Raw genomic sequence first — 25673 nt, forward strand, 5'->3', positions numbered from 1 at the left:
CGTTCAAGCGGCCGCGACATGGCGCCCTGCGCGTTGCGGCAGAATCAGGATCAGCACGATCATCGTGGCGCCGAGCGCTGCGGACGCCATCGGGCGGCTGAGGTCGAGCCCGCCATGGGCAAAAGGCTTGTCGAGAAAATCGCCGACCGTCGCCCCCAGCGGACGAGTGAGGATGAAGGCGCTCCAGAACAACAGCACGGGGCTCATGCGCGTCTTCTTCCACAGCACCACGAGGGCAAGAAGCAGCCCCCCGAACAGCATGGCCCCGCCCAGATAGCCGAAACCGCCATCGTCGGCCGCCCAGTCACCCACCGCGGTACCCAGCGTCTGGGAAAACGTGATCGTCAGCCAGTAGAACACCTCGGACCGGGGCGTGCCCACCGTTTCCACCGAGACGGACCCGAGCACCGCCTTCCAAGCTGCCAGCGAAACCGCCACGCATCCGGCCAGCAGCAATGCGCCGCCCGGATAGCCGATGCCCAGCGAACGCGTCGCGAAATCGGCCATCGTCGTCCCCGCCGTCGTTGAAGCGACGATGGCCGCCCAATAGAGAAAGGGGTGATACTGGCGCGCACGGATTTGCGCCGACACCAGCGCGAGCAGGGGCACCACGAAAATCGCCGTGCTGACAAGGTATCCCATGTCGTAGCTCATCGACAGGGTGTCGCCAGCGGTCTCCCCCAGCGTGGTCGCAAGAATCTTGATCACCCAGAACCCCAGCGTCACCGCGGGAACCTTGGCCAAGGCACAAGAGGGGCTTTCGTTCATCATCAACCTTCCGATCGTCGCATCGCCGCCCCGGCCGTGCCTGACGGCGGCGTCCGGCCGCAGCGCAGGCCCGGACCGGGGCCGCTTCAGACAGCAAGACGCCGCCGTCAGGCGCGGCCCCCAGCCATCAGCGCGCCATCCGGTTCCATGCGTCGAGCGCAGCGATCTTGTAGGCTTCGGCGAGCGTCGGGTAATTGAACGTGTTCTCGATGAAATAGTCGATCGTGCCCTTCAGGTTGAGCACGGCCTGCCCGATGTGGATCAGCTCGGTCGCGCCCTCGCCGATGATGTGGACGCCCAGCAGGCGGCGGGTCTTGTTCGAGAAGATCATCTTCATCAGCCCCTGCTCCAGACCCATGATGTGCCCGCGCGAGGTTTCGCGGAAACGGGCGATGCCGGTCTCGTAATTGATCCCGCGTTCGCGCACTTCCTGCTCGCTCATGCCCACGGTCGAGATTTCGGGGACGGCGTAGATGCCATAGGGGAAGAACGCGGGGGCGGGCGGCAGCGGCAGGCCGAAAGCGTGGCAGGCGGCGATGCGGCCCTGCTCCATCGAGGTCGATGCAAGACTGGGAAAGCCGATAACGTCGCCCGCCGCGTATATGTGCGGCACATCGGTCTGGTAAGTCTTCGGATCGATCGTGAGCCGCCCTCGCCCGTCGGTTGTGAGGCCGCAGGCATCCAGCCCCAGATCGCCCGTCGCGCCCATGCGGCCCGCGCAGTAGAGCAACATTTCGGTGCGCACCGCGCGCCCGTCCTTGAGCGTGGTGAGAATGCGCCCATCCGTGCCCTTCTCCACCGTGTCCACCGGCACGCCGAGGCGGAAGGTCACGCCGCGGTCGCGCAGCTGATGGACGAATTCGTCGATGATCTCCCGGTCGACGAAATCGAGGAACGTGCTGCGCGGCTCGATCACCGTCACCGCCACGTCGAGTGCCGAGAAGATCGTGGCATATTCGATGCCGATCACCCCGGCCCCCACGACAGTCAGCGAGCGCGGCAGGCGGGGAATGTCGACTACCTGGTCGCTGTCCATGATCGCCGGATCGTCAAAGTCGATGCCCTCGGGGTGGAACGGCACCGTGCCCACCGCAATCAGGAAGCGTTCGCCCTCCACGATCAGTTCGCTGCCGTCGGGCGAGGTCACCACCACCTTGTTCGGATCGATGAAGCGCGCGAAACCCGCCATGGTAGACACGCCGTTGCGCAGGAACTGGTGCTCCAGTACATCAACTTCATAGGTAAGCGTCTTACCGAGGCGGATCGACAGATCCTCGCTGCCGATCTCCTTCTTCACGCGGTAGGAGCGTCCATAGAAGCCCCGCTCGCGCCAGCCGGACAGGTTCAGCGCGGTCTCGCGCAGGGTCTTCGACGGGATCGTGCCCGTGTGCACCGACACCCCGCCCACTTTCAGCCGCCCCTCGATGACGAGGACGGACTTGCCCAGCTTCGCAGCCTGAATCGCTGCACGCCGGCCTGACGGCCCGCTGCCGATAACGACGAACTCGTAACGCCCCACCATGTCTGCCTCCGGAAGCCGTGCCGGCCGGTCAGCCGGGCCCGTTCCCTCTCCTCCGTAAGCGGTTGGAGTGTGCGTTGCCCGGCGCTGCATGGCAACATGCATTTGCGTGCACTGCCCATTTTGAGTTTGGATGGCTCACAAGAAGAATGGCATAGTGATGAGCGTGCTTATCTTTGACTGCAGGATGCGCACCGCCAGTGGCTGGCAAGGTGCGTCCGCAATGGGAATGGGATGACGAGAATGACAGGCATTACCGTGAGCAATCTGGCCGAGGATCTCAGCTTCGGAGCGCAAGTCGAAGGCATCGACTGGGATACGCTCGCAGACGAAGGCGTTCGCCAGCAGTTACGCGACCTGTTCGTCGATCGCGGCATGATCGTGTTCCGCGACGTCGAACCCAGCGCCAAGATGCAGGTGGCGCTCAGCAAGGTGTTCGGACCGCTCAAGGACCATCCCACCACTGTCACCCCGCGCGATGAAGAGACCGGCGACCATGCCGAGGGTGTTATCGACATGCACTACGTGCCCAGCGATGACCTCGCCAAGGGTCAAGGCCTTGTCGAGATGAATGGCGAGGTGATCGCCCGCTTCTCGCCCTGGCATTTCGATCATTGCTACAACGACGAACTGAACTACGCCGGCGTCCTGCGCGCACCGGTAAACGCCCCCGTGGGCGGCCGCACCGGGTTCATGGACGGCATCGAGCTTTACCGGCAGTTCCCCAAGGCCCTGCTGGACCGGGTCGAGGGCAAGAACGTGATCTACACGCTCGACACCCGTCTTTCGACGATGAAGTTCGGGGTCAACTTCACCCCGCTGACCGAATACGCAACCACCCCGCAATTGCTCAAGGAAGCGGCAAAGTTCCCGCGCGCGATGCATCCCGCTGTCTGGACCCGTGAGACGGGCGAGAAGGTCATGCACTACGGTCCCTGGATGGCGGTAGGCCTCGAAGGTGAGGAAAGCCCGGAAAGCGACCGGCTGCTTGACGACGTCGCTCACGAGATCAACCGTCTCGGCGAAGGCACCAGCGCTTACTGGCACGCGTGGAAGCCCACCGACATGGTGATCTGGGACAACCTGCGGATGCTCCATGCGGTCGAAGGTTGCGATGCCAAGTACGAACGGCAGACCTTGCGCACCACGATCAAGGGCGACTACGGCCTCGGCTATTTCGAGGATGGCAAGAAGGTGGGCGAAGTCGAGCGCGAAATCGCCTGAGGCCTCTTCCCCGGCAGGGCATGGGCGGCCTATAGACCAGCCCATGTCGCGCATTCTGGCCACAGCCTCTGCCATCGCCTGCACTCTCGCTGCGTTCGCAAGCCCGGCGCAAGCCCGCGAAAGCCTTGGCCTCTATGGCACCTGGGGCGCCTTTCGCGATCCGCTGGTGCCCCGCTGCTATGCCATTGCCATGGCCGAACCGAGCGCGAAACGGCGCGACTACCAGCCCTTTGTCGCGGTCGGCACATGGCCCAAGCGCTCGGCGCGCAATCAGGTGCATTTCCGGCTTTCGCGCAAGATGGCGGAAGGCACGAAGATCACGCTGCGCATCGGCAGCCAACGCATCGAACTCACCGGCGGCGGCGGCGATGCCTGGCCCCGCGACAACGGCGACAATGCCGCTATCATTGCCGCCATGCGCTCGGCGCCGCGCATGACCGTCTATGCCCGAGGCGAAGTACGCGGCGGTTTTTCCAACACCTGGCAGCTCGCCGGAGCCGCCTCGGCCATGGATGCTGCGGCGATCGGCTGCGCCCAGCTACGCTGAGCACGACACGCCCCGCTGGCGCAAGAATCGTGCGCTCTTTCGGAATCGCGGAACTTGCACTATATGGCCGCCAATCATGACAGCCACGAAACTCATGCCGATCCCGGGGCACATCGACCCGGTTCCCGTCCCGCGTGACGTCACCCCGCGCGAGGATGGCCGCGTCGATCTTATCGGCCTGCCCAGGAAGCGCATCGCCGAACTGTTCGAGACCGCCGGACTCGATGCCAAGGCGGCCAAGCTGCGCGCCAAGCAAGTGTTCCACTGGCTCTACCACCGCGGCGTCACCGATTTCGAGGCGATGACAGACATTGCCAAGACCATGCGACCCTGGCTCGCCGAACGCTTCGTGATCGGCCGCCCCGACATCGTCGAGGCCCAGCATTCGAGCGACGGCACCCGCAAGTGGCTGCTGCGCACCGCCGATGGGCACGATTTCGAGATGGTGTTCATTCCCGATGCGGACCGCGGCACGCTCTGCGTCTCCTCGCAGGTAGGCTGCACGCTCAACTGCCGTTTCTGCCACACCGGCACCATGCGCCTCGTGCGCAACCTAACGGCGGGCGAGATCGTCGGACAGGTCATGCTGGCACGGGACTCGCTGGGCGAGTGGCCCAAGTCCGGTCAGGCCGACCTTGCCGCGCTGGACGACGATCTGGTCGATGAAGACGGCGGCTATTCGGCCGACGGGCGCCTGCTCACCAATATCGTGATGATGGGCATGGGCGAGCCGCTCTATAATTTCGACAACGTGCGCGATGCACTCAAGCTCGTCATGGACGGCGACGGCCTTGCCCTGTCCAAGCGCCGCATCACCCTGTCCACCTCGGGCGTGGTCCCCCAGATGGACCGGTGTGCTGAGGAAATCGGCGTCAATCTGGCCGTCTCGCTCCACGCCGTGACCAAGGAAGTGCGCGACGAGATCGTGCCGATCAACAAGAAGTACGGCATCGAGGAACTGCTGCAGGCCTGCGCCGACTACAAGGGCGCCAGCAATGCCCGCCGCATCACGTTCGAATACGTGATGCTGAAGGACAAGAACGACAGCGACGAAGACGCGCACGAACTCGTCCGTCTGATCAAGCACTACAAGCTGCCCGCCAAGGTCAATCTGATCCCGTTCAACCCCTGGCCCGGCGCGCCTTACGACTGCTCGACGCCAGAGCGGATCAGGGCATTCTCCAACATCGTGTTCGAGGCGGGCATTTCCGCCCCGGTACGCACCCCGCGCGGGCGCGACATCGATGCCGCCTGCGGCCAGCTCAAGACCGCTGCCGAGAAGAAGAGCCGCGCTGAACTCGAGCGCCTCTACGCCGAGAAGGAGAAGGCGCTGGGCTGACCGCCCGGCCCTTCCTGCGCATCGCTCAACGGCATTCAGTCTCAACGCATCGCTATCGCGGTGCATTGACGCTTGTCCAGTCCATCTGCAGGATTGCGGACACACACCCGAATTGACTAGACAAGTGTCAATAAAGATTCGGGGGTGAGGACATGGCAGAGGCGGACGTGCTGACGCAGGCGCGCGGCGGCGTGATGACGATCACGATGAACCGGCCGCAGAAGCTCAATGCGATGACTGCGGGAATGCACGCGGCCATGCATCAAGCCTTCGAGCGCTTCGCTGCAGCCCCGGAACTCCGCTTATGCCTGCTGCGCAGTGCATGCGGCCCGGCGTTCTGCGCCGGCAGCGATCTGGCCGCTTTCGATCCCGAACGCGGCCTGCCCTATGCCGAAACCGGCTATGCAGGCCTTGCCGAAAGGTACGATCTCGACAAGCCGGTCATCGCGGTGATCGACGGACTGTGCCTCGGCGGCGGGTTCGAACTTGCGCTAGCCTGCGATCTCATCATCGCCTCCACCCAGGCCAGCTTCGGGCTGCCCGAACCGCGGCGCGGGATGATCGCGCTCGCAGGCGGCATTCACCGGCTGGTCCGCCAGTCCGGCATGAAGCAGGCGATGCTGCCGCTCCTCACCGGAGAACCGGTCAGCGCGCAGGAAGCCTATGCCATGGGGCTTATCAGCAAGCTGGTGGCACCGTCGGATCTCGACGCCACGGTGGAGGACATCTGCGCCCAGATCCTCGCCAACGCGCCGCTCGCGGTTCGCGCGACCAAGGCGCTGGCGGAATGGAGCCTCGACCAGCCCGGCCTTGCTGCCGCGATGGCCGGGCAGCAGGATCACCCTGCTTTCCGGCGGTGGATCGGTTCGGAAGACGGATGGGAAGGCATCCGCGCCTTTGTCGAGAAGCGGCCACCCGTGTGGAAGGGGCAATAAGTCCCCGGGCACGGGCGCAACCGGGTGATGGTCCGGGCTGCGGAAATGGCTTAATCCCGGCCGCTCAGGGCCCCTTGCCCGAAAGCTTCGTGTGGTCCCACGAGACCACCTTTTCCGGCACGACCGCCACCACGACGCGCTTTTCAGCCATTCGCGCGGCCATGTGACGCAATTCCTCAGGCGCCAGATCCGGAAAGTGGTGCCCGATCAGCACTTCCATCAGTTCCCCGCGCCGGGGCTGGGCCTCGATAATCTCTGCGGTACCGTTGATCGAGACGCCGCGCAGGCTGTCATTTGTGGTACCGTCCTCGGCCAGCACCGCCAGACGCGGATCGCGCTTCAGATTCACGATCTTCTGCGACTTGCCGTAAGTCTCGAACAGGATGCGATCTTCGTGCACAGTAAACCAGACGGTCGTGAGATGCGGCGCTCCGTCCGCACCGATGGTCGCAACCTGCAGGTTCTGCCCGGCTTTGAGGAACGCGGCGATCTCTGCATCCGACATGCGGATCACATCGCGTTGCCTGGCCATCAGGCGATCGCTTTCAGGAAGTTGAGCCTCTCCTCCCGCGCTTCAGTGTGCAGGGCTACAAGGTCAAGCTGGAACACCATGTCTTCCATCGGCGTCTGCACCTTCGGGTTGCCTGTCCAGAACACCACCCGGCAGGTGCGTTTGGCAATGCGCCAGCCTGCCGGCGTCCGCACAAGCTGATCGTCGTAGTAGCCCGTACCATCCCACACGGGAGGATCACCCGCCGCATAGCGGATGAGCCGCCAGCTCCCGTAAGTATGCGATGAGGCCCGGTCGCCGTCGACCTGCACCAGATGGTTGGTCATCACATGCTGCGTGGCATCGAACAGTTCGTGGAACGTCCCGAAGTCGGCCTTGAACTGCTCGCGCCCACGCCAGCTGGACGTGGGGCCATAGTCGACATCACAGTCGAGCGTGAAGATGCGGTCGAACAGGTCCCAGCGCCGGGTATCCATGGCGAACCCGTAGAGGTTCAGCACTTCGATAATGTCTTCCCGCTCCGCCATCTGTTCTCTCCCGGTGCTTTAGCCGGTCCATGACAGCACACCGGGCCGCAACTTCAACCCGGATTCTCGACGTAGCCTCGCAGACCGCGCAGGAAACGGTGCACGCCGCCCTCGATTTCCGACATGAGCTCAAACGAAGTGCCCGCCCGGTCAACCGCTTGCTGCAGTGCCCCCAGTTCGCACCTGTCGTCTTCCGAAAGATCGAGCTTGCCGGCCGCCCTCAGCAGGAACAGCAACTTGTGCGCGCGAACGGTCACGCGGAACGCGTCGCACATGGGATCGAGCAGAGAAGGATCATCCTGCCAGCTACGGCCCTGAAAGAAGTCCTGCGTCACGCGCGGCCCGGCGCCAAGGCAGTCGTAGACGGTACAGCCCCTAAAACCCCGCTGGACAAGTTCGCCATGGATCCGGCAACCGCACCCCGCATCGAGATTGGGGCAAGGCTCTCCGGCCTCCTTGCGGACCGCGAACATTTCGGAATCGTTGAGCGCAAAGGCCACACAGCACAGGGCTGCACAGCGCGCGCAGTCGGCCTGGAAATCAGTCCCGACCATGTCGGATACCGGCACGCGGGAAGTGGCGCCCCTGGTCACGATGACAATTGCCGTTCCTGCTGTTGGGAAATCTCGGACATACGCTCCGAATGCGACGCTCCTAAGCCGCCACAGCGCGGATGTCCAGATCAGCGGGGTCAGGCGGCACGAGTCCGCCTGACCCCGCCTGCATCAGAACGGCAGCGAAACCGTCGCCGTACCCTTGAGGATCGTGCCGCCGTCCTGCGTGGTCATCCTGGTTTCCACGGTGACGACCCGCATGCCGAACTCGCTCGTCTCCTGCTTGTCGACAATGGTGCCGTCGACATAGGTCACGTCGCCCTCGAAAGCCGGGCTGCGGAACTGCGTCTTGGAGTGCCAGATGTAACCATCGTGACCGGCCCAATAAGCCACCGTGTCGAGATGCCAGGCGTTCATCGACGAGCCGTAGCCATAGACGCCGCCCATGCCGACCTTCTGGCCCTTTTCGTCGCTGATGTGGCCCGAGCTGGGGCCATGGAACAGGCCGTCACCATGGCGCGGGTCGATCTTGCGGGCTTCGAAGTCGTACGTCATGTCCGACGCAAAACCGGCATCCTCGGTCGCGGGATCGTACACGCCTTCGGGCACGTTCCAGCGCCAGGTGCCCCAGATGTTCTGACGGTGCGCGCGGCATTCCAGGGCGAAAGACACGCGGCTATGCGGACCGATCACGCGGCGCGGCAGTTTGTCCCCCACGTTCACCGACGACCAGCCGGGCGAAACGCCCATGCGGTTCGACTTGATCCATTCCAGACGGACGCGCGCCACTTCATCCATCTCGGCCTTCGTCCACAATTTGGGCGGCACGTTGCCCTTGTCGTAGACCTTCCGCTTGGCCGCTTCCTCTACGAGATAGCGGATCGAGGTGGCCCGTTCCTTGGCGACCAGCCCGCCGTGCTGGTTACGGTGCACGGTATCGCCGTCGGCGAACATCGTCGGCCCGGCAAAGGCGGTGTCGGCCACCTTGTATCCGGCAAAGGTGCGCTCCTGAGTCAGCTTGTCGCCGGGGCGCACGGGATTGCCGTAGAACCACCATTCCTCGCCCGCGAAGATCAGGTGCGACCCGGGGATCTTGCCGACGCAAGACGGGTGGCAGCCATGGCCATAGTCCATCGCGACGGTAAAGCTCTGCGGCGCGACGATGCCGCCGAACTTGCTGGCGCGAGCGAAATTTTCGTCCCAGTGCAGCGGGTTCGCATAGTCCATCGCCTGTACCCAGCGGCGGATATCGGTTGCATTGCACGGGTCCCAGAACTCGGCAAAAATGACCGGCTTGCCGATCCACTTGTCGACATCGCTGGTATCCAGAACTGCGTCACCTTCGGCCATGCTACTCTCCAAATCTCGCGCCTGCCGGCCCTGGCGCCGGTTGGCATCGTATCTGACAATGCCGCGCTGTTTCGCCGCAGCATCCAAGGCGCGCCTGCCCGAAGGCGCAAGCCCATCGTCAATCGGTGCAAGCCGGATTGCCGCCTTGGACCAATGCGCGCGTGAGCAGGTCCGCTCGGGCGATACTTGCACCCTGCAAGCAATCGCCCGCGACAAATCCGACACGATCTGCGCTAGCCAGACCGCCAACTTGATTCGCCACACGCGGGAGATATGCCAGTGAAGATCGACAACACCATTGCCGCAATCGTGACGGGCGGCGCCTCCGGCCTCGGCCGCGCCAGCGCTCAGGCCCTAGCCGACGCGGGCGTCAAGGTCGCCATCTTCGACATCAGCGAGGAAGCGGGTGAAGCCTTCGCAGCCGAAATCGGCGGCGTGTTCTGCAACGTCAACATCATGGACGAGGAAAGCGTCGAGGCCGGCTTCGCCAAGGCCCGCGCCGCCCACGGCCAGGAACGCATCGTCGTGCACTGCGCGGTTGTCGCCGGCGGCGGCAAGACCGTCTCGTGGGACAAGAAGAACAACTGCTACAAGCGCACCGCGACCGAACAGATCGCCAGGTCGGCCGAAGGCATCTTCACCGCCTCGTACCGTGTCGCCTCGATCGCCGCGCTGGGCATGGCCAACGCCGAGCCGCTCAACGACGACATGGAACGCGGCTGCATCATCTTCACCTCTTCTGCTGCCTCGCAGGACGGCCAGATCGGCCAGGTCGCCTACGGTGGCGGCAAGGGCGCGGTCAATTCGATGGTCCTGCCGATGGCACGCGACCTGATGGATCTGGGCATCCGCGTCAACGCGATCCTGCCCGGCACCTTCGCTACGCCGCCGATGCTCAAGGTCAAGGACATGGCGCCGGAAGTCTTCGAAGGCCTGGGCAAGGCCGTGCCGTTCCCGCGCCGTCTCGGCAAGCCTGAAGAATTTGCCTCGCTTGTGATGGAACTTTCGCGTAACACCTATTTCAACGGGCAATGCATCCGCCTCGACGGCGCGATCCGCATGCCACCGAAATAAGCACCGGGGGGACTTATCCCAGTGCGGGGGGTCGTGTCGGGGGGCACGACCCCTTTTTCGTGCCAGCAGACGGCGGGCCGCTCATATCCTGTCACGCGTCCATCACCGGAATCTCCGCGCCAGTTCCGGGAAGGCCGCCCCTTCACAGTCACCCATCCTTGCCATGATCTGCGCGGCGACCTCTTCAGGCGCATGACGCTCGGTATCGATAACCAGATCGAACACATCGTGCGCGAAGATCTGTTCGTAGAGCGATTGCGCCACCCGCTTCTTAGCCTCGCTGTTGCGGACTGCGTGTTCGCGCCCCAGCGAGGCGACGATGCTTTCCAGCCGCGCGTCGATGCGCAGCGGGCTGACTTCCGGCGGCGGCTTAAGCGCCACGAAGAACACCGGAAGCCCGGCGAATGCGGCCACGCAGTGCTGCAACAAAGGCGGGTCGACAGTGGCAATGTGGTCGATCACAAGGTTCTGCCCGTCGCGGACAGCGGCAGCGGCCATACGGTGGAAGCTGTGGATCACCGGCACACCATGAAGCCCCATGTCGAGATGCCATGGCCCCTCGGGATCATTCGGGTCGTCAGGCGCGCCGTGCACGCCCTCGTCCGAACAGCGACCGCCGTCGACGAACTTGCGCGGCATCACCCGGCCAAGAAACAGGTCAATCCCGAAATGCAGCCAGAGCCCGTCCAGCTGGTCCACCAGCAGGTTGCAGGTGGTGGTCTTGCCCGCCCCGGTCGAGCCGGTGAGCAGGAGGATCTTGCCCGTCCCTGCCATTACCGCTTCGCCCAGCCTTCCGGCCCGGCGCGGTGCCATTTGCGGAATTCGTGGATGCCGTAATATTCCTGATCCTCGCCGGGAGCCCCGCTGGCGCCGTCGTAATCCCACTTGAACAGCGTCCACCACTGCCCGCGTTCAGGGAACAGCATGAATTCAGCCGGGACCTGCGCGCGGCCGACAGCGTGCAGGTCCCGTCCCAGTTCATCACGCGCGATCACTTCGATCACCTCGGGGCGCGGACCTTTGCGCTCGACGACGCGGCGTACGCCGTCGACCGTGGGCGACAGAACCCCGTCGCGCAGGATGTAGCCGCCGATCACTTTCGACTGTGGCCCCTCGCCCGATCCCGGCGCGAGGACATGGAAGCCGGTCTTCTCGTCCGCCGTCGACCACGCATAGCCGCCCGGCGGGCTCATCTCCATGAAGCGCGGCCCATGCCCGCCGTCGCGGATCGAGAACGTATCGACCTCGTGCCGTACACCGTCGAGTTCGACATAACCGCGAATGCGCCCGGGCTGCTCGAAATGCGTCTTGAACGCGCTCTTGAGCTGCTCGGTGCTCGGCTTGTTCATGATGTTCGGCGGCGCGATGGCGTTGAATTCCAGTTCCAGCCGGAAACCGGCGCGGTCGTAGGAGACGCGGTAAGTCTGCAGCGGCTCGATCATCTTCACCGACAGCGACCATGGCGTGGTGAAATCGTACTTGTCGTAATCGGCGCCATAGCGTCCCTCGGGCAGGCGCCGCATGGTCTGGAAGTCAAAGAACGGGAATTCCCAGACGTGCTGGCCCGACAGGTCCCACATCGCCGGGCCGCCGCACAGGCAGTTCATGTTGGGCCGGAAATGCGTCCAGATCAGGCCGCAAATGTTCTTTTCCGGAATCGCCCAGGAAAACCACGAGCTGTCCGTCCAGTAGAGGTCGTCACTCTCGCCCCGGTAGAAGTGATCGAGGCTCTCGGACAATTCGGCGTTCATGCTCTCTCCCGCGTTTAGGCGGAAGAGAGGCTAGAAACGGCGCCTGCGATTGGCAAAGCCCAGCATTAGAACACGGTCAATGTCCACACTGCTTCAGGCAAACGCCTCCTCGCCCACCAGCGTGGTCCGGTGCATCATCCGACCGCTGTCGAGCGGATAGGGCGTCGCGCGGTGGAGCACGCCGGTATTGTCCCAGATCAGCATGTCGCCCGGGGTCCAGCCGTGCCAGTAGAGGAACTGCGGCTGCGTCACCCAGTCGAGCAGTTCGGCCAGCAGTGCGTCACTCTCGGCCCGGTCCATGCCCACCACGTGCGAGGCGTGGCAGCCAACGACCAGCGACTTGCGGCCGCACTTGTGCGTCCACACGAGGCTGTGGGTCTTGTCGGCCACGCCGTTCCAGTAGGCAACATTGGCATCGGTCGGCGTCACGCCGGCGCGCTCCATCGAAGTCTTGAAACTGTGCACCACCTTCAGGCCTTCCAGCCGCGCCTTCATCTCCGGCGAGAGCGCCTCGTAAGCGGCATAGGAATTGGCGAAGCCGGTCTGGCCGCCCTCCTTTGACAGCACACGCCCGGTCAGCAGCGAGCCGAACACCGGAATATCGTCATGCGTGCCGTCCATGTGCCAAAGCCAGGAGCCCTTGAGATATTCGGCCCTGGCGTTCGCCTCCTCGTCGAGCGTGACCTTGAAGATCCCCTTCTTGCCCTCGTCGCGCACGGTGCCCATCAGCCCTGCAAGCTCAACCTGCTGCTCGTCGGTCAGGTTCAGTTCGGGGAACACCAGCACGCCGCGTTCGACCAGCAGCTTGCGCAGTTCGGCCGCCGTTTCCGGATTCAGGATATCCCCGGGCGTGCCCTCCACGCGCGATCCGATTGCCGGGGTCAGGTTGGTCACCTGGATCATCGTTCGTCCTCTCCCCGCCGCCCGATGATGCCGGACGGCTTAAAAATACCATGTGGACTATTTTTAGTGCCAGCGTGAGGATCGTGTCAAGCACGCGCGATCAGCGACGATCAGGAGACTTGGCGGCGCCGGCTCACCAGCTCGCGCGGCCGGCCACGAGCAGGTCGACCATGGCATCGACCCAGCTCTCGCGTTCGGCGGCGGGAACCGCTGTCTCGCGCAGGAACGCCCGGCCATACCAGCCGCGCAGCATCAGGATGAAACCCTCGGCGGGAATTTCCGGGTGACGGCAGGGGATACCATCGGCTTCCGCACAACGCGCGATGAAGCGGGTTATCTGCTCGATGCCGGTGCGCGTGCTTTCCAGCGCGGCGCGGGCAACTTCGGGAAACTGGTGCGAGGCGCCATAGATCAGCCGGTTGACGTGCAGGTAGTCGCTCTCGAGGCTGTAGAACAGCGCCCGCTTGGCATAGGCCCTGAGCCCGGCCTTGAGGTCCGCCGCCCCGTCGGAATCGAGCGACGCGGCGGCCGACATCCGCGCGATCTGCTGCGTCATGATCGCCTGGAACAGCGCCTCCTTGGAATCGAAACGCGCCTGCAGCGTGGTGCGCGCGACATTGGCGGCCTTGGCAATGCCGCGCATCGACGCGCCGCCATAGCCCTCGCGGATGAACTCGGCGAGCGCGGCATCGATCAGGGCATTGTCGATCTCGGCGGCGTCCTCGCTGGTCGGCCGCCCGCGCGGGCGCGACGGTCGCACGGGCACCTTCGCCCCCCGCTTCGCCCCCGCTGCCTGCTTCGCCCCGCTCATCCGGCCTCCCTAGCAACAAACCCGGCCAACGCGAACCCGTCCGGCGAAGGACGAAAGAGTGGCTTGCAAATAAATAGTCCAGATGGCAGTTTATTCATCCCGAAAGCAACGAGTCCGAATGATCGGAACACCGGAGGGAGAGAGCAGACATGCAGCAGGAAAAGCCCGGCGCGGTGGTCGATGACGGGCCGCGTATCGCCGATATCGACTTCTCCGGCTTCCTTATGCGCGTGCCGACCGACCGTTACTGGTCGCAGGACTACGCGGACCGCGAGCGCGAGGCGCTGTGGCTGCGCGTCTGGCAAGTCACCGGCCGCGCTGACGACATTCCCGAAGCGGGCGACTGGTTCGAATACAAACTGTTCGACCAGTCGTGGATTCTCGTGCGCGGGCGCGACGGCCAGATCCGCGGCTTCGTCAATGCCTGCCGCCATCGGGGCAACGCCTTTTGCGAGGGCAAGGGCCACTCGGCGCGCTTCACCTGCCCCTATCACAACTGGTCCTACGGCCTCGACGGCAAGCTGCTCGCCGTTGCGCGACCGGATTTTGAAGGCACGCTGGAGGATTTTGTCGGTGCCAAGGAAGAGCTTGGCCTGATCGAAGTGCCGGTGGAGACTTTCGCGGGCTTCGTGTTCCTCAATCCCGACCGCAATGCCGCGCCACTATCCGAATTCCTCGGCGAAGCGCTGGACCTGCTCGCACCCTACCGAATCGAGGAGATGATCCCCTATGGCTTCAATGTCCGAGAGAGTGTCGGCTGCAACTGGAAGGTAATCCTGGACGCTTTTCAGGAAGGCTATCACATTCAGGGCGTGCATCCGGAGCTGGTCGCGGCCATGGACGAATCGCAGGAGCGCTACCACTTTCTCGGCGACCACAGCGTGGCCACCGCGCCCTTCGGGACCTCCAACCTCGCCGAGAGCAGCCTCGAGGAACAGGTGGCCGCGATCCACAGCCTCCCCGCCACGTTTCCCGCTGTGGCGGATTCGCTGCCGCGCTTCGACGAACTGCTTGAGGGGCTCCGCAAGGCCGATGGCACAATGCCCCCCGCATCGGACATTCCGCTGCGCACCCTGCTGCAACAGGCCATGCGCGAAAGCTGGCAGGCCAAGGGCCTCGATGTCAGTGGCCTCACCGACAACCAGCTCAGCGACAACCATTTCTGGATCCTGTTCCCGAACTTCTTCCTGACCATCCATGCCGGCGAAGGCACGCTGATCATGGCGTTCCCGAGCGAGGACGTCGATCCCAATCGCTGCACCTGGCACGTGCAGAACCTGCAGTGGTTCCCCCCGGAACAGCGCGCGGCCATGCGCACGCCGCTGACCGACGTGCCGGAGGGCGAGCACTTCGCCTACTTCCTCGCGCTGGAGCAGGACTACGAGCAGATGCAGCACCAGCAGCGGGGTCTGCGCAACAAGACCCAGCCCTACCTGTCGCTGACGCGTCAGGAAGTGCGCCTTGCCCACTATCACGCCTCCATCGCCAGCTGGGTGGAAGGCGGCAGCGCGCGTTGAACGGCGCGCCACACGATCAAAACAGAATTGGGAGAAGACCGGACATGGAAATCATCACGGCAACCGCTACGACCAGCGAGAAAGGCCCGCTGACCAAACTCGTCGAGGCCTACAGCGAAGCGGTCGGCCAGATCGCCGCGCAGGGCATTTCCTCGCCCGCCGACTGGGAGCCGCTGTCCGAATACATCGCCACCGCCGAATTCAAACGCGTCGGCGCCTATCTCGAGGAACTGGACTGGGACCAGTACTGCCGCTTCATGACCGACTGGGTCGGCGGCGGCACCCGGTTTGAAATGGACATGTTCCGCATCACCGAGGCCGGCCGCGTTGTCGTGCAGGAGATCGAAGAGCGCCACTACCGCGGCGACGAGTTCATCCGCAAGAACGTGATCGCGCTCTACGTCTTCAACGAGGACCGGAAGATCGTGCACCTCGACATCTACGAACAGGCGAAGGATTCGGGCCGCTGGATCATGGACGCCGCCAATGCCGCCATGGCCTGACGCGGAAATCCAGTGACAGGCCTCGTTCAATGCACTCGCACTGGCTTATCATTAAAGAGAATAAACCCTATCATTTATCATTGATAGGTCAGCACGAAAGCGGTAGGCAGGATAAGACTCAGGAACCACGGGAGAGGTTCGCAGCATGACTGAACAGACTGCCGTCCGGCCGTTTGGCGAAATCGACTTTGCCGCCTTCAACTGGCAGATCGGCACCAACCGCTACACGTCCGCGCAAATCCAGGAGCTCGAAAAGGATCGCATCTGGAGCAAGGTGTGGCAGATCGTCGGACGCGCCGATGAACTGCCGGAGGCCGGCGACTGGAAGGTCTACACCCTCTTCGATCAGTCCTATGTAGTGGTGCGGGGCCGCGACGGCGTGATCCGCGGCTTCATCAACGCCTGCCGCCACCGCGGCAATATCCTATGCGCCGAAAAGAAGGGCCACTCCGGCCGCTTCACCTGCCCCTATCACCTGTGGACCTACGGCCTCGACGGCAAGCTGATCGCGGTCGCCCGCCCCCACCCCCGTGGGTGACATCGACAAGGGCGCGCATGGCCTCGTCGAAGTGCCGGTCGACACCTTTGCCGGCTTCATCTTCCTCAACCCGGACAAGCAGGCGAAGCCGCTGGCCGAATTCCTCGGCGCCGAAGTGGTCGAGCGGCTTTCGGCCTACAAGCTCGACAGATGACCCCGGTCGGCATGGACGTGCGCGAGGCGCTCGACTGCAACTGGAAGGTCGTGATCGACGCCTTCTCCGAAGGCTACCACATCATCGGCGTCCATCCCGAACTGCTCTCGGTGATCGACCTGGAGGCGGGCAACAGCCGCCACGGCTTCTTCGGCGATCATGGCATGGCCGTCTCGCCCTTCGAAGTGAAACGCACCGCCGAATGCTCGCTAGAGGAACAGGTCGAAGGCATCCGCAGCCTGCCCGGCACTTTCCCGACCGTCGCCGAAGTGCTGCCCCGGTTCGAGGAAATGGTCGCCGTGCACCGCGATGCGGACGGCGTCCTGTCGTTCCCCGAAGGCATGACCGTGCGCACCCTGCTGCAGCAGGCCACGCGCGAGACGCTGACCGCCAAAGGCCTCGACGTCAGCGCGCTCGCCGACGACCAGATGAGCGACAATCAGGGCTGGTTCCTGTTCCCCAACTTCTTCATGACCATCCGCGCGGGTGAGGCAACGACGATCATGGCCTATCCGCACCCGGACGGCGATCCCAACAAGTGCGTCTGGCACGTCACTGCCTACATGTGGCTGCCCGAAGAGGTCCGCGCGCAGTACCGCGCGCAGCCGGTGGAAGTGACCGAGCCGAACAGCTATCCCTACTTCCTCGCGCTGCAGCAGGACTACGAGCAGATGCCGCGCCAGCAGCAGGGCCTGCGCAACAAGGGGCTCGACCACATGTCGCTCATTCACGAGGAACTGAGCATCGCCAGGTTCCACACCGTGATCGACCGCTATCTCGCCGACAAGGCCGCTTGAGAGGAGCCCCACAATGAAGCAAATGTACGACGTGGAAAAGGTCATCGGCCAGTACTCCGGCCTCTCGCGCAAGGTTCTGGAATACAGCCTGGCGATGAAGACCTTGCTCGACGATTCCAAGAAGCCCGGCTTCGATCCGGCCCGCTGGGAGGAAATGGGCGCTTTCCTCGACACCGAGAATTTCGAGCGGATCGGCAATTTCAAGGAAGTGATGGACTGGCCTACCTACCGCGACTTCCTCGCCGGATGGGCCCCCAATGCCGAGTGGGAATGCTCGTTCAAGCGCGTAACCGAGAACGGCAACCTCGTCCTGCTCGAGCTGGAGGAACGCACGTCGATGGGCGGCGCGCAGAACGCGGTCAATTCGCTGTCGGTCTATGAGTTCGACGATGCCGGCAAGGTCGATCATCTCGACATCTACCTGCAGATGCCCCTGCCCGATCCGGCACTGCTCGCCAGCTACGCCGATGTGGACATTACGGGGTGATCGCCTCTAATCGCTAGCCATGGCAGCAAGCGAACCGACCCCGCTCTTCACCGGCAAGCCGGTGCGCAAGGCCCGCGGCGATGGTCGCAGGCCGGGGCGGCCCACGCGCGAGATGATCGAGCAGCGCAACGAAGAACTGCTCGATCGCTCGCTCGACCTGTTTCTCGACAATGGCTTCGATGCGACCACGATCGACACGATCTGCGCCGACGTCGGCATGTCACGCCGGACGATCTACGCGCGCTACGGCGACAAGGAGACGTTGTTCAAGGCCGCGCTGCAGCGCGCGATCGACCAGTGGATCATCCCGGTCGAACGCCTGCGCGAGCAGGAATGCGAGGACCTCGAAGCTACCCTCGTCGCGATCGCCCGCCTGTGTGTCTCCAACATCAAGAAGAAATCTGGCATGCGCCTCGTGCGCATTGCCAACACAGAGGTGTTCCGTAGCCCCGAGGTCGCCCGATACCTCTGGGACCGCACTGCCGAACCCACGATCGGCTATCTCACCGACCTGCTCCAGCGACGCCTGCGCCCGGACGCCGGTTCCGTGCCCGATGCGCGGGACGCGGCAGCCTCGTTCCTGATCCTCGTCGTCGAAGGCTCGGTACAGCTCACGCTGTGGAACCAGATGTCGCCCGACGACTACGACCGCCAGATCCTCTACCGCACCCGGCTGTTCCTGCACGGTGCGCAGGTCGATCCATCCTAGAATCACGACCTGGCCTCACGAAGGCACGCGTCTCGCGGGAACGGGCCAGATAACAAGGCCCACATAGTTCCAGGCATTGCGGCGCTCGAACGGGCGGCCGCCGGGAAAGCGATGCACTAGCCTGGTCAACCACCAGCTGAAGCACTCCGGCTTCAGACACGCGTCAAGGCCTTTTGCGAATATGCGGTCACGGCATCGTTGCCCTCGGTCCGCCGTTCCACCCCTCAGGCTTGCCCTTGAACTGCCAGATTGCGCTGATCGGTCAGGCCCATTGCCACGAGCAGGGGGTCACTTTCCTGCCGCGCGCGGAACTCATCCCTGCTGCCAAGCCCGCGCCATTGGGCGAGAATCAGCGACTGCGCCACCGCACCACCCAGCGTCGTACCGGGCCCGAGGATCACGAACAGATCGGGCGCGAACTCGCGCGCCGCGACGTGCAACGCCTTCGTGAAGTCGTAAGCGCAAGTGACCTGCTCGCCGAGCGTATAGGCGTAGAGATCGCCGCGATCGGTGGCCCCGGGATTCCAGATCTTGCCCCGCCCGTCGATCATCGGCAGGTCAGGCTGCCGGAACAGCTCCACCGGCAATTGCATCCGCCCTTGAGCCGCTACCGGTTCCTGCAGGGGCGTGTGGAACGCGGCATGATTGCCCAGCCGCATCGGAAAGCGCTGTTGCACGGGCTCGACCGCCTTTTCAAAGGCCTTGAGCCCGGCGGCATCGCCCGCGATCACCAGCATCCCACCCAGATCGATGGAGAGGTAAAGCTCCCGGCCCGGCTCCGCCCCGATCCGCGCAATCAGATCGAGCAGTTCGCGCTTGCGCTCGGGCCGGGGCACCCAGTCCTCATCCACCCAGGGATAGATCAGTTGTCCGCCGATAAGCGCGCTCTGCATCAGCGTGCCCATCGTATTGGCCACCCGGAACCCGTCATCGGGCGTCAGCGCCCCGCCGCAGGCAAGCGCGGTGTACCAGCCCATCGAATTGCCGGTGACGGCGACAACCTCGATTTTCTGGCGATCGATCGCCAGAAAATCGCCATAGGACGCCGCGTAGATCAGGCCCGAGGCATTGTCCCCGCGCGTATGCTTCACCATGGAAAACCGCCCGGCGCCATCAAGCGCGCTCAGCGTTTCCTGCCCGGCGGCCGCCCGCTGTGCATCGAACCGGGCAAGCAGGGCCGGATCGGGAAAGTGGCGGCCGAGATAGCCGAGTTCGCTCGCATTATAGGTTCCCCGGCCGGGGCAAATCACGACGGCGGTGGTCATTCGCCTTTCCCCAGAAGCTGCCGGGCGGCCGCGATGATGGAATCGCGCGAAGGCATGGTTGCGGCGTAGGCCGGGCCCGTGGGGATAAAACTGTCCTCGGCGGTCAGCCGGGAATGGGGCAAAGCGGTTCGTTCCGAGACGAGCGCCATCAGCGCTTCGGCCAGACCGCCCGTGCGCCGGGTCTCGTCGACGATCAGGACCGCGCCGCATCCGCCCAGCGCCTCCACGATCGCGTCTTCCGGCAGGGGCGAGAGCCAGCGCAGATCGATAATCCGGACCTTCACCCCTTGCTCGGCCAAGACAGCACTGGCCTGATGCGAGAGATAGGCGCCGTTGGCGTAAGTCACGATGGCAAGGTCCGTGCCGTCGCCGTGCACGCCAACCTGCCCCATGGCGATCCGCTCGCCGGGTTCGGGATAGGCCGTCATCCAGAGACCATCGCCCGGCTCATGCAGGTCGCGCATCGGATAGAGCGCGATCGGTTCGAGGAACACGACCAGCCGCTGCTCCTCGCGCGCCAGCCGCACGCATTCGCGCAGCATCAGCGCGGCATCGCGGCCATTGGACGGGCAGGCGAGAATCAGCCCCGGAATGTCGCGCAGCACCGCCAGCGAATTGTCGTTGTGGAAGTGGCCACCGAAACCCTTCTGGTATCCGAGCCCGGAAATGCGCACGACCATGGGATTGGTGAACTGCCCGTTCGAGAAGAACGGCAATGTCGCCGCCTCGCCCCGCAGCTGATCCTCGGCGTTATGGAAATAGGCTAGGAACTGGATTTCCGGCATCGGCACGAAGCCGTTGTGCGCCATCCCGATGGCCAGCCCCAGAATCGACTGTTCGTCGAGCAGCGTGTCGATCACCCGGTCCCGCCCGAAGCGCGACCAGAGTTTTTGCGTGACGCCGTAGTTGCCGCCCTTGCGGCCGATGTCCTCGCCCATCATCACGATTTCGCCGTGTTCGAGCATGAGGTCGGTCAGCGCCATGTTGATGATCTTGACCATCGGCTGCGGCTTATCGAGCACCGACACGTCGGAGCCAAACACCTCCGCGCGCTGTTCGGAATCGGGGCCGTTGCCGGTCCGGCACGCACGCTTCGGCGGGATCAGGCTGGCCATGACCTGCGACGCATCCTGCAAGCGCGGACGGGTGATCACTTCCGCTGCGATCCGTTTCACCCTCGCGCCAGTCGCTTCATAAACCGACAGGGCCTCTTGCGAGCCCAGCGCCGCGGCTTCGGACAGTTGCCGCGCCATGTGCAGCAGCGGATCGTTTGCCTCTTCGGCTTCGAGTTCCTCGCGCCCCAGATAGGTAAGCGGCATGTCGGCCCCCGCGTGCCCGTAGAGGCGAATGGTGCGGATATGCAGGAACGCAGGCTTGCGGCGGGTGCGCACATAGTCCGCCGCTTCGGCCACCACGCGAAAGGTCTCGTAGATATCCAGCCCGTCGCACGAAAAGTACCTGAGCGAGGGCCGGTTGGAGAAGGTCGCGCGGATCCAGCCGGACGGGGTCTTGGTGGAGATGCCGATGCCATTGTCCTCGCAGACGAACAGCAGCGGCAACGGCACCGACTGGTAGCTGGTCCACTGCGCCGCGTTGAACGCACCCTGCGCGGTGGAGTGGTTGGCCGAGGCATCGCCGAACGAGCACATCACGATCGCATCGTCCGGCATCGTCTGAAATTCTGGCGGGCGCCGTTTGGCAAGGCCGATCGAATAGGCTGCGCCGATCGCCTTGGGCAGATGGCTGGCGATCGTAGAAGTCTGCGGCGGAATGCACAGCGCCTTCGAGCCGAGCACCTTGTGCCGCCCGCCCGAGATCGGATCTTCGGAGGAACAGGCAAATGACAGCAGCATGTCCCAGGCGATGGTCTGGCCCGGAACCCGGTCCGCGCGCTGGATCTGGAAGGCCGCGTCGCGATAGTGCAGGAACGCCATATCCGAAGGACGCAGCGCCGCCGCCACCGCCGCCATGCCTTCGTGCCCCGACGAACCGATCGTGTAGTATCCCTGCCCCGCCGCCTGCATCGCTCGGCTTTCCCGGTCGAGCGCGCGCGTCAGGCACGCCGAGCGGAAGATGGACACCGCCAGTTCATCGCCCAGCGGCCCGGAAGGCGCACTGCCGGCCGGGAAATCGCCCTCCGCAACCCGGCACAGGAAGTTCTCGTGAACGATGGCGGCGCGGTCCATGCCCGTCCCCTCAGAAGAACGCCTGAAGACCGGTCTGCGCCCGGCCGAGGATCAGCGCATGGACGTCATGCGTGCCCTCGTAGGTGTTGACCGTCTCGAGGTTGACCATGTGGCGGATCACCTGGAATTCCTCGGAGATGCCGTTGCCGCCGTGCATGTCGCGGGCCATGCGCGCGATGTCGAGCGCCTTGCCGCAGTTGTTCCGCTTGATCAGCGAGATCATCTCGGGCGCGGCCTTGCCCTCTTCCATCAGACGGCCGACGCGCAGGCAGGCCTGCAGCGCCAGCGAAATCTCGGTCTGCATGTTGGCCAGCTTCAACTGGAACAGCTGGGTTTGCGCGAGCGGCCGGTTGAACTGCTTGCGATCAAGCCCGTACTGGCGCGCTGCGTGCCAGCAGAACTCTGCGGCGCCCATCGCGCCCCAGGCAATACCATAGCGCGCACGGTTGAGGCACCCGAACGGGCCCTTGAGCCCTTCGACGCCCGGCAGCAGCGCATCCTCACTCACCTCAACGGCATCCATCACGATCTCGCCGGTGATCGAGGCGCGCAGCGAGAGCTTGCCGGCGATCTTGGGGGCGGACAGGCCCTTCATGCCCTTTTCGAGCACGAACCCGCGGATCGCCCCGCCGTGCGCCTCGGACTTGGCCCAGACCACGAAGACATCCGCGATCGGCGCGTTCGAGATCCACATCTTGCTGCCATCGAGAACGTAGCCGCCATCGACCTTGCGCGCGACCGTGCGCATCCCGCCCGGATCGGACCCTGCATCGGGCTCGGTCAGGCCGAAACAGCCGATCAATTCACCGCTGGCAAGGCCGGGCAGATACTTTTCCTTCTGCGCCTGCGATCCGTAGGCGTGGATCGGGTACATCACGAGGCTCGACTGCACGCTCATCATCGAGCGGTAGCCGGAATCGACGCGCTCGATCTCGCGCGTGACCAGTCCGTAAGTCACATAGCCTGCGCCCAGCCCTCCGAATTCCTCCGGGATCGTCACGCCCAGCAGCCCTGCCTGCCCCATCAGGCGGAAGAGTTCCGGATCGGTAGTTTCCTCCCGGTAGGCCTTGATGACACGAGGCTGCAATTCCGCCGCCGCGAATTCGCGCGCGGAATCCCTCAGCATCCGCTCATCTTCGGTGAGCTGGTCTTCGAGATAGAAGGGGTCGGACCAATCGAAAGCCGAAAGCGAAGGGCCATGACCGTCAGACATTGACTTGTCTCCTAAGGAAACGCGGGAACCCGGGTATTGAAACATGCAGCGAAACAAGGGAAAGGCTTCGACTATGAAACCTGAAGCCCTCCTTTCTAAGACGCCTTGCCGCGGCCAATAGCGCGGGGATGCCAGACCCTATCCATTACGCACTCCATGCAAACGCACAATCGAATGATTGGAACGAAGTCATTCCCGCGCGGAATGCCACAAGCGCTTGCGCCATCCCTTGCCCTCGGCACCGTTGCCTCAGGCCACCTGCGCTGTTAGCAAGCGCAACTTCCTATAATTCATAACAAATGAGCAACGCATTCAAAGCGTCGCACAGGTGAGGCCCCCTTATGAACACCCGCTCCAACAATCAGGCCTTGACCCCCGGCCTGGCCAGCCTGATGGCTGCGGTTTCCTCGCTTGCCGTGGCCCTGTGCTGCGCCAATCCGGCGCTGGCGCAAGAAGAGGCGCCGGCCGTCCCTATCGTAGTGACGGGATATGGCCTCGACGAAGGTCCTGCGGCGCCGGCCTATGACGTGACGGTGATCAATCGCGAAGCTCTTGTCTCCAGTGCGTCCGGACGGATCGAAGACGTGCTGTCGTCGGTCGCCGGCTTTGCACAGTTTCGCCGTTCCGACAGCCGATCGGCCAATCCCTCGGCGCAAGGCGTGACGCTGCGCGCACTGGGTGGCAACGCCTCCAGCCGCGCGCTGGTCCTCCTTGACGGCGTGCCGGTCGCCAATCCGTTCTTCGGCCATATCCCGCTTTCGGCACTCGACCCCGACCGGCTTGCCAGCGTACGCGTAGTGCGCGGCGGCGGCATGGGAGCCTTCGGCATGGGCGCTGTTTCAGGGACGATCGACCTGGCCAGCGCAGGGCCGGAGGAAATCGGCCTGCTCAAGGGCAATGCCCTGATCGACGACCGCGGCGAAACACAGATTTCGGCAACCACGGCACCGCGTCTCGGACAGGGCTTCGTCGTGGCCAGCGTGCAATGGGACAAGGGCGAGGGCTTCTGGACGACCCCGAAGGACCAGCGCGTGCCAGCCTCTGCCCGCGCCGCCTACGAAACGCTGTCTGGCAGCCTTCGCGCGGTTGCGCCGCTGACCGATACCGTCGAGATCCAGGCCTCCGGCATGGCCTATGACGACAGCCGCACATTGCGTTTCAAGGGCGCCAATTCCACCTCGTCGGGCCAGCAGGGCAGCTTGCGGCTGGTCGGCAGGGGAGACTGGCAGTTTGACGTTCTGGGTTATGTCCAGGCGCAGGACTTCTCGAACATCATCATCAGTTCCTCAAGCTACAAGAAGACGCTCGATCAGGCCAAGACGCCGACACTGGCGATCGGCGGAAAGGCCGAGATCCGGCCTCCTGTGGGGGCCGGACACGTCCTGCGCCTTGGCGCCGACTTGCGCTTGTCCCAGGGTCACCTCGTCGAACTGCCCTATTCTACCGCAACCGGATTGCCGACAGCCTTCCGCCGCGCAGGCGGCGACCAGTCCGATCTCGGCTTCTACGCCGAGGACGACTGGAACCTCGGCCCTGTGGTACTGACGGCCGGGGTTCGCGGCGATCACTGGACGATCCGCAATGGCTTCTACCGCGCCCTGACCGCAGCCGGTAGCGTCAGCGATGATGCCGCTTACGCCAACCAGTCGGGCTGGAATGTAAACGGGCGCGGCGGTCTGGTGTGGAACGCAAGCCCTGCCATTTCGATGCGCGCCGCCGCCTACACCGGCATGCGCCTGCCGACGCTCAACGAACTCTATCGCCCCTTCGTGGTTTTTCCCGTGAGGACCGAGGCCAACGCAGCCCTCAAGCCCGAACGGCTGCGCGGCTACGAAGCAGGCATAGAAGTGCACCCGTCTGACACGATCTCGCTGTCACTGACCGCCTTCGACAACCGACTCAAGGATGCCATCGCCAATGTCACCATCGGCACCAACCTGCGCCAGCGCCAGAATGTCGATGCCATCCATGCACGCGGGCTCGAAGCCACTGCCGATCTGACTTTCAGCACTGTCAGCCTGAACGGTTCCCTGTCCTGGACCGATTCGAAAGTCGAGGCGAGCGGGGATCAGGCCGCTCTTGACGGCATGCGGCCTGCCCAGGTCCCCAAGCTGGCGGCCAGCGCGACTCTCGCCTGGGCGCCGCGCGAAGGCTGGCGCCTTGCTGCCACTGTCCGCCACACCGGCGCGCAATACGAGGACGACCTGCAGACCAACACCCTGCGCGCCGCGACGACACTGGATGCCTATGCGAGGGTTCCTCTCGCCGGCCCCTTCGCACTGGTGCTGCGCGGCGAGAACCTGACCGACGAGACGATAGTCACCCGTAACCAGTCAGGCTCGATCGATCTCGGTACACCGCGAACGTTCTGGGCCGGCTTTTCCATGCGCCTCGACTGACGCGGGATTGCCCGAGAGACCACAGGCATTCATTCCGATATGTAATCACCGGGCAGTGCAGCACAGCCGAGGACAGGCCCCGGGAGGATGGC

General features: G+C 64.2%; 26 protein-coding genes. 13 read left to right on the forward strand and 13 right to left on the reverse strand.

Features of this window, described 5'->3' with window-relative positions; all coding sequences use genetic code 11:
* Positions 1–3 precede the first annotated feature (3 nt).
* Both MTR64_RS01060 and sthA read right to left on the reverse strand, forming a co-directional pair.
* Positions 4–768 carry a hypothetical protein gene (locus MTR64_RS01060; protein ID WP_419144902.1) on the reverse strand — a complete coding sequence of 255 codons (765 nt, stop codon included), beginning with the start codon at positions 766–768 and terminating at the stop codon, positions 4–6.
* A gap of 127 nt (positions 769–895) precedes the next feature.
* Entirely contained in the window at positions 896–2290 is a 1395-nt protein-coding gene (gene sthA, locus MTR64_RS01065) for a Si-specific NAD(P)(+) transhydrogenase (RefSeq protein ID WP_243989888.1), read from the reverse strand.
* A gap of 240 nt (positions 2291–2530) precedes the next feature.
* Between sthA and MTR64_RS01070 the strand changes: the two genes are divergently transcribed.
* The 4 genes from MTR64_RS01070 to MTR64_RS01085 all read left to right on the forward strand — a co-directional run bounded on the left by MTR64_RS01070 (position 2531) and on the right by MTR64_RS01085 (position 6332).
* On the forward strand, positions 2531–3511 hold the full coding sequence (locus MTR64_RS01070; RefSeq protein ID WP_243989889.1) for a TauD/TfdA dioxygenase family protein: 981 nt from the start codon (positions 2531–2533) through the stop codon (positions 3509–3511).
* 43 nt (positions 3512–3554) lie between these two features.
* Complete coding sequence (locus tag MTR64_RS01075) at positions 3555–4058, forward strand: hypothetical protein (RefSeq protein WP_243989890.1); 504 nt, start codon at positions 3555–3557, stop codon at positions 4056–4058.
* 76 nt (positions 4059–4134) lie between these two features.
* Positions 4135–5397: a 23S rRNA (adenine(2503)-C(2))-methyltransferase RlmN gene (rlmN, locus tag MTR64_RS01080; RefSeq protein WP_243989891.1), complete on the forward strand. Its 1263-nt coding sequence runs from the start codon at positions 4135–4137 to the stop codon at positions 5395–5397.
* Between the two features lie 152 nt (positions 5398–5549).
* Complete coding sequence (locus MTR64_RS01085; RefSeq protein WP_243989892.1) at positions 5550–6332, forward strand: enoyl-CoA hydratase-related protein; 783 nt, start codon at positions 5550–5552, stop codon at positions 6330–6332.
* 64 nt (positions 6333–6396) lie between these two features.
* On the opposite strand, the gene MTR64_RS01090 is transcribed toward MTR64_RS01085, so the two are convergent.
* From MTR64_RS01090 to MTR64_RS01105, 4 genes are all read right to left on the reverse strand, one after another.
* Positions 6397–6864, reverse strand: coding sequence for a pyridoxamine 5'-phosphate oxidase family protein (locus MTR64_RS01090; protein ID WP_243989894.1), 468 nt, complete (start codon positions 6862–6864; stop codon positions 6397–6399).
* The gene (locus MTR64_RS01095; protein ID WP_243989896.1) at positions 6864–7370 is read right to left on the reverse strand and encodes a nuclear transport factor 2 family protein; all 507 of its coding nucleotides are present in this window, start codon (positions 7368–7370) and stop codon (positions 6864–6866) included. The genes MTR64_RS01090 and MTR64_RS01095 overlap by 1 nt, the downstream gene beginning before the upstream one ends.
* 53 nt (positions 7371–7423) lie before the next feature.
* A complete protein-coding gene (locus tag MTR64_RS01100; protein WP_243989898.1) occupies positions 7424–7963 on the reverse strand; it encodes a hypothetical protein in 540 nt (179 codons plus the stop codon).
* A 132-nt stretch (positions 7964–8095) separates the two neighbouring features.
* Positions 8096–9274 (reverse strand): FAS1-like dehydratase domain-containing protein, encoded by a 1179-nt coding sequence (locus MTR64_RS01105; RefSeq protein WP_243989900.1) that lies wholly within the window; start codon positions 9272–9274, stop codon positions 8096–8098.
* Positions 9275–9553: 279 nt separating this feature from the next.
* Here MTR64_RS01105 and MTR64_RS01110 point away from each other — a divergent pair, with 279 nt between their 5' ends.
* Positions 9554–10348 (forward strand): SDR family oxidoreductase, encoded by a 795-nt coding sequence (locus tag MTR64_RS01110; RefSeq protein WP_243989902.1) that lies wholly within the window; start codon positions 9554–9556, stop codon positions 10346–10348.
* Positions 10349–10450: 102 nt separating this feature from the next.
* On the opposite strand, the gene MTR64_RS01115 is transcribed toward MTR64_RS01110, so the two are convergent.
* The 4 genes from MTR64_RS01115 to MTR64_RS01130 all read right to left on the reverse strand — a co-directional run bounded on the left by MTR64_RS01115 (position 10451) and on the right by MTR64_RS01130 (position 13813).
* Positions 10451–11122 (reverse strand): chloramphenicol phosphotransferase CPT family protein, encoded by a 672-nt coding sequence (locus MTR64_RS01115; protein ID WP_243989904.1) that lies wholly within the window; start codon positions 11120–11122, stop codon positions 10451–10453.
* The gene (locus MTR64_RS01120; protein WP_243989906.1) at positions 11122–12099 is read right to left on the reverse strand and encodes a DUF7065 domain-containing protein; all 978 of its coding nucleotides are present in this window, start codon (positions 12097–12099) and stop codon (positions 11122–11124) included. Before MTR64_RS01120 ends, MTR64_RS01115 begins: the two co-directional genes overlap by 1 nt.
* Before the next feature lie 93 nt (positions 12100–12192).
* The gene (locus MTR64_RS01125) at positions 12193–13002 is read right to left on the reverse strand and encodes a TauD/TfdA dioxygenase family protein (RefSeq protein WP_243989908.1); all 810 of its coding nucleotides are present in this window, start codon (positions 13000–13002) and stop codon (positions 12193–12195) included.
* Positions 13003–13135: 133 nt separating this feature from the next.
* The gene (locus MTR64_RS01130) at positions 13136–13813 is read right to left on the reverse strand and encodes a TetR/AcrR family transcriptional regulator (RefSeq protein ID WP_243989910.1); all 678 of its coding nucleotides are present in this window, start codon (positions 13811–13813) and stop codon (positions 13136–13138) included.
* A 149-nt stretch (positions 13814–13962) separates the two neighbouring features.
* Between MTR64_RS01130 and MTR64_RS01135 the strand changes: the two genes are divergently transcribed.
* From MTR64_RS01135 to MTR64_RS01165, 7 genes are all read left to right on the forward strand, one after another.
* Positions 13963–15330: an aromatic ring-hydroxylating oxygenase subunit alpha gene (locus tag MTR64_RS01135; protein ID WP_243989912.1), complete on the forward strand. Its 1368-nt coding sequence runs from the start codon at positions 13963–13965 to the stop codon at positions 15328–15330.
* A 44-nt stretch (positions 15331–15374) separates the two neighbouring features.
* Positions 15375–15833 (forward strand): hypothetical protein, encoded by a 459-nt coding sequence (locus MTR64_RS01140; protein WP_243989914.1) that lies wholly within the window; start codon positions 15375–15377, stop codon positions 15831–15833.
* Positions 15834–15978: 145 nt separating this feature from the next.
* Complete coding sequence (locus MTR64_RS01145) at positions 15979–16371, forward strand: aromatic ring-hydroxylating oxygenase subunit alpha (RefSeq protein WP_243989916.1); 393 nt, start codon at positions 15979–15981, stop codon at positions 16369–16371.
* Positions 16364–16525, forward strand: a complete 162-nt coding sequence (locus MTR64_RS01150; protein ID WP_243989918.1) for a hypothetical protein — start codon at positions 16364–16366, stop codon at positions 16523–16525. Before MTR64_RS01145 ends, MTR64_RS01150 begins: the two co-directional genes overlap by 8 nt.
* Positions 16522–17322, forward strand: a complete 801-nt coding sequence (locus MTR64_RS01155; RefSeq protein WP_243989920.1) for an SRPBCC family protein — start codon at positions 16522–16524, stop codon at positions 17320–17322. Before MTR64_RS01150 ends, MTR64_RS01155 begins: the two co-directional genes overlap by 4 nt.
* 13 nt (positions 17323–17335) lie before the next feature.
* The gene (locus tag MTR64_RS01160; protein WP_243989922.1) at positions 17336–17809 is read left to right on the forward strand and encodes a hypothetical protein; all 474 of its coding nucleotides are present in this window, start codon (positions 17336–17338) and stop codon (positions 17807–17809) included.
* A 19-nt stretch (positions 17810–17828) separates the two neighbouring features.
* Positions 17829–18518, forward strand: a complete 690-nt coding sequence (locus tag MTR64_RS01165; RefSeq protein WP_243989924.1) for a TetR/AcrR family transcriptional regulator — start codon at positions 17829–17831, stop codon at positions 18516–18518.
* A gap of 224 nt (positions 18519–18742) precedes the next feature.
* Here the strand turns inward: MTR64_RS01165 and MTR64_RS01170 are convergent, their stop codons facing one another.
* The 3 genes from MTR64_RS01170 to MTR64_RS01180 are packed head-to-tail and all read right to left on the reverse strand — an operon-like array spanning position 18743 to position 23182.
* Positions 18743–19783 (reverse strand): ACP S-malonyltransferase, encoded by a 1041-nt coding sequence (locus MTR64_RS01170; RefSeq protein ID WP_243989926.1) that lies wholly within the window; start codon positions 19781–19783, stop codon positions 18743–18745.
* The gene (locus tag MTR64_RS01175; protein ID WP_243989928.1) at positions 19780–21969 is read right to left on the reverse strand and encodes a thiamine pyrophosphate-dependent enzyme; all 2190 of its coding nucleotides are present in this window, start codon (positions 21967–21969) and stop codon (positions 19780–19782) included. Before MTR64_RS01175 ends, MTR64_RS01170 begins: the two co-directional genes overlap by 4 nt.
* A gap of 10 nt (positions 21970–21979) precedes the next feature.
* Entirely contained in the window at positions 21980–23182 is a 1203-nt protein-coding gene (locus MTR64_RS01180) for an acyl-CoA dehydrogenase (RefSeq protein WP_243989929.1), read from the reverse strand.
* A gap of 392 nt (positions 23183–23574) precedes the next feature.
* Here MTR64_RS01180 and MTR64_RS01185 point away from each other — a divergent pair, with 392 nt between their 5' ends.
* A complete protein-coding gene (locus MTR64_RS01185) occupies positions 23575–25581 on the forward strand; it encodes a TonB-dependent receptor (RefSeq protein ID WP_243989961.1) in 2007 nt (668 codons plus the stop codon).
* Positions 25582–25673 lie beyond the last annotated feature (92 nt).

Origin of the sequence: Novosphingobium album (ex Hu et al. 2023) (genome assembly GCF_022832385.1) — a bacterium.
Classification (GTDB): Bacteria; Pseudomonadota; Alphaproteobacteria; order Sphingomonadales; family Sphingomonadaceae; genus Novosphingobium; species Novosphingobium album.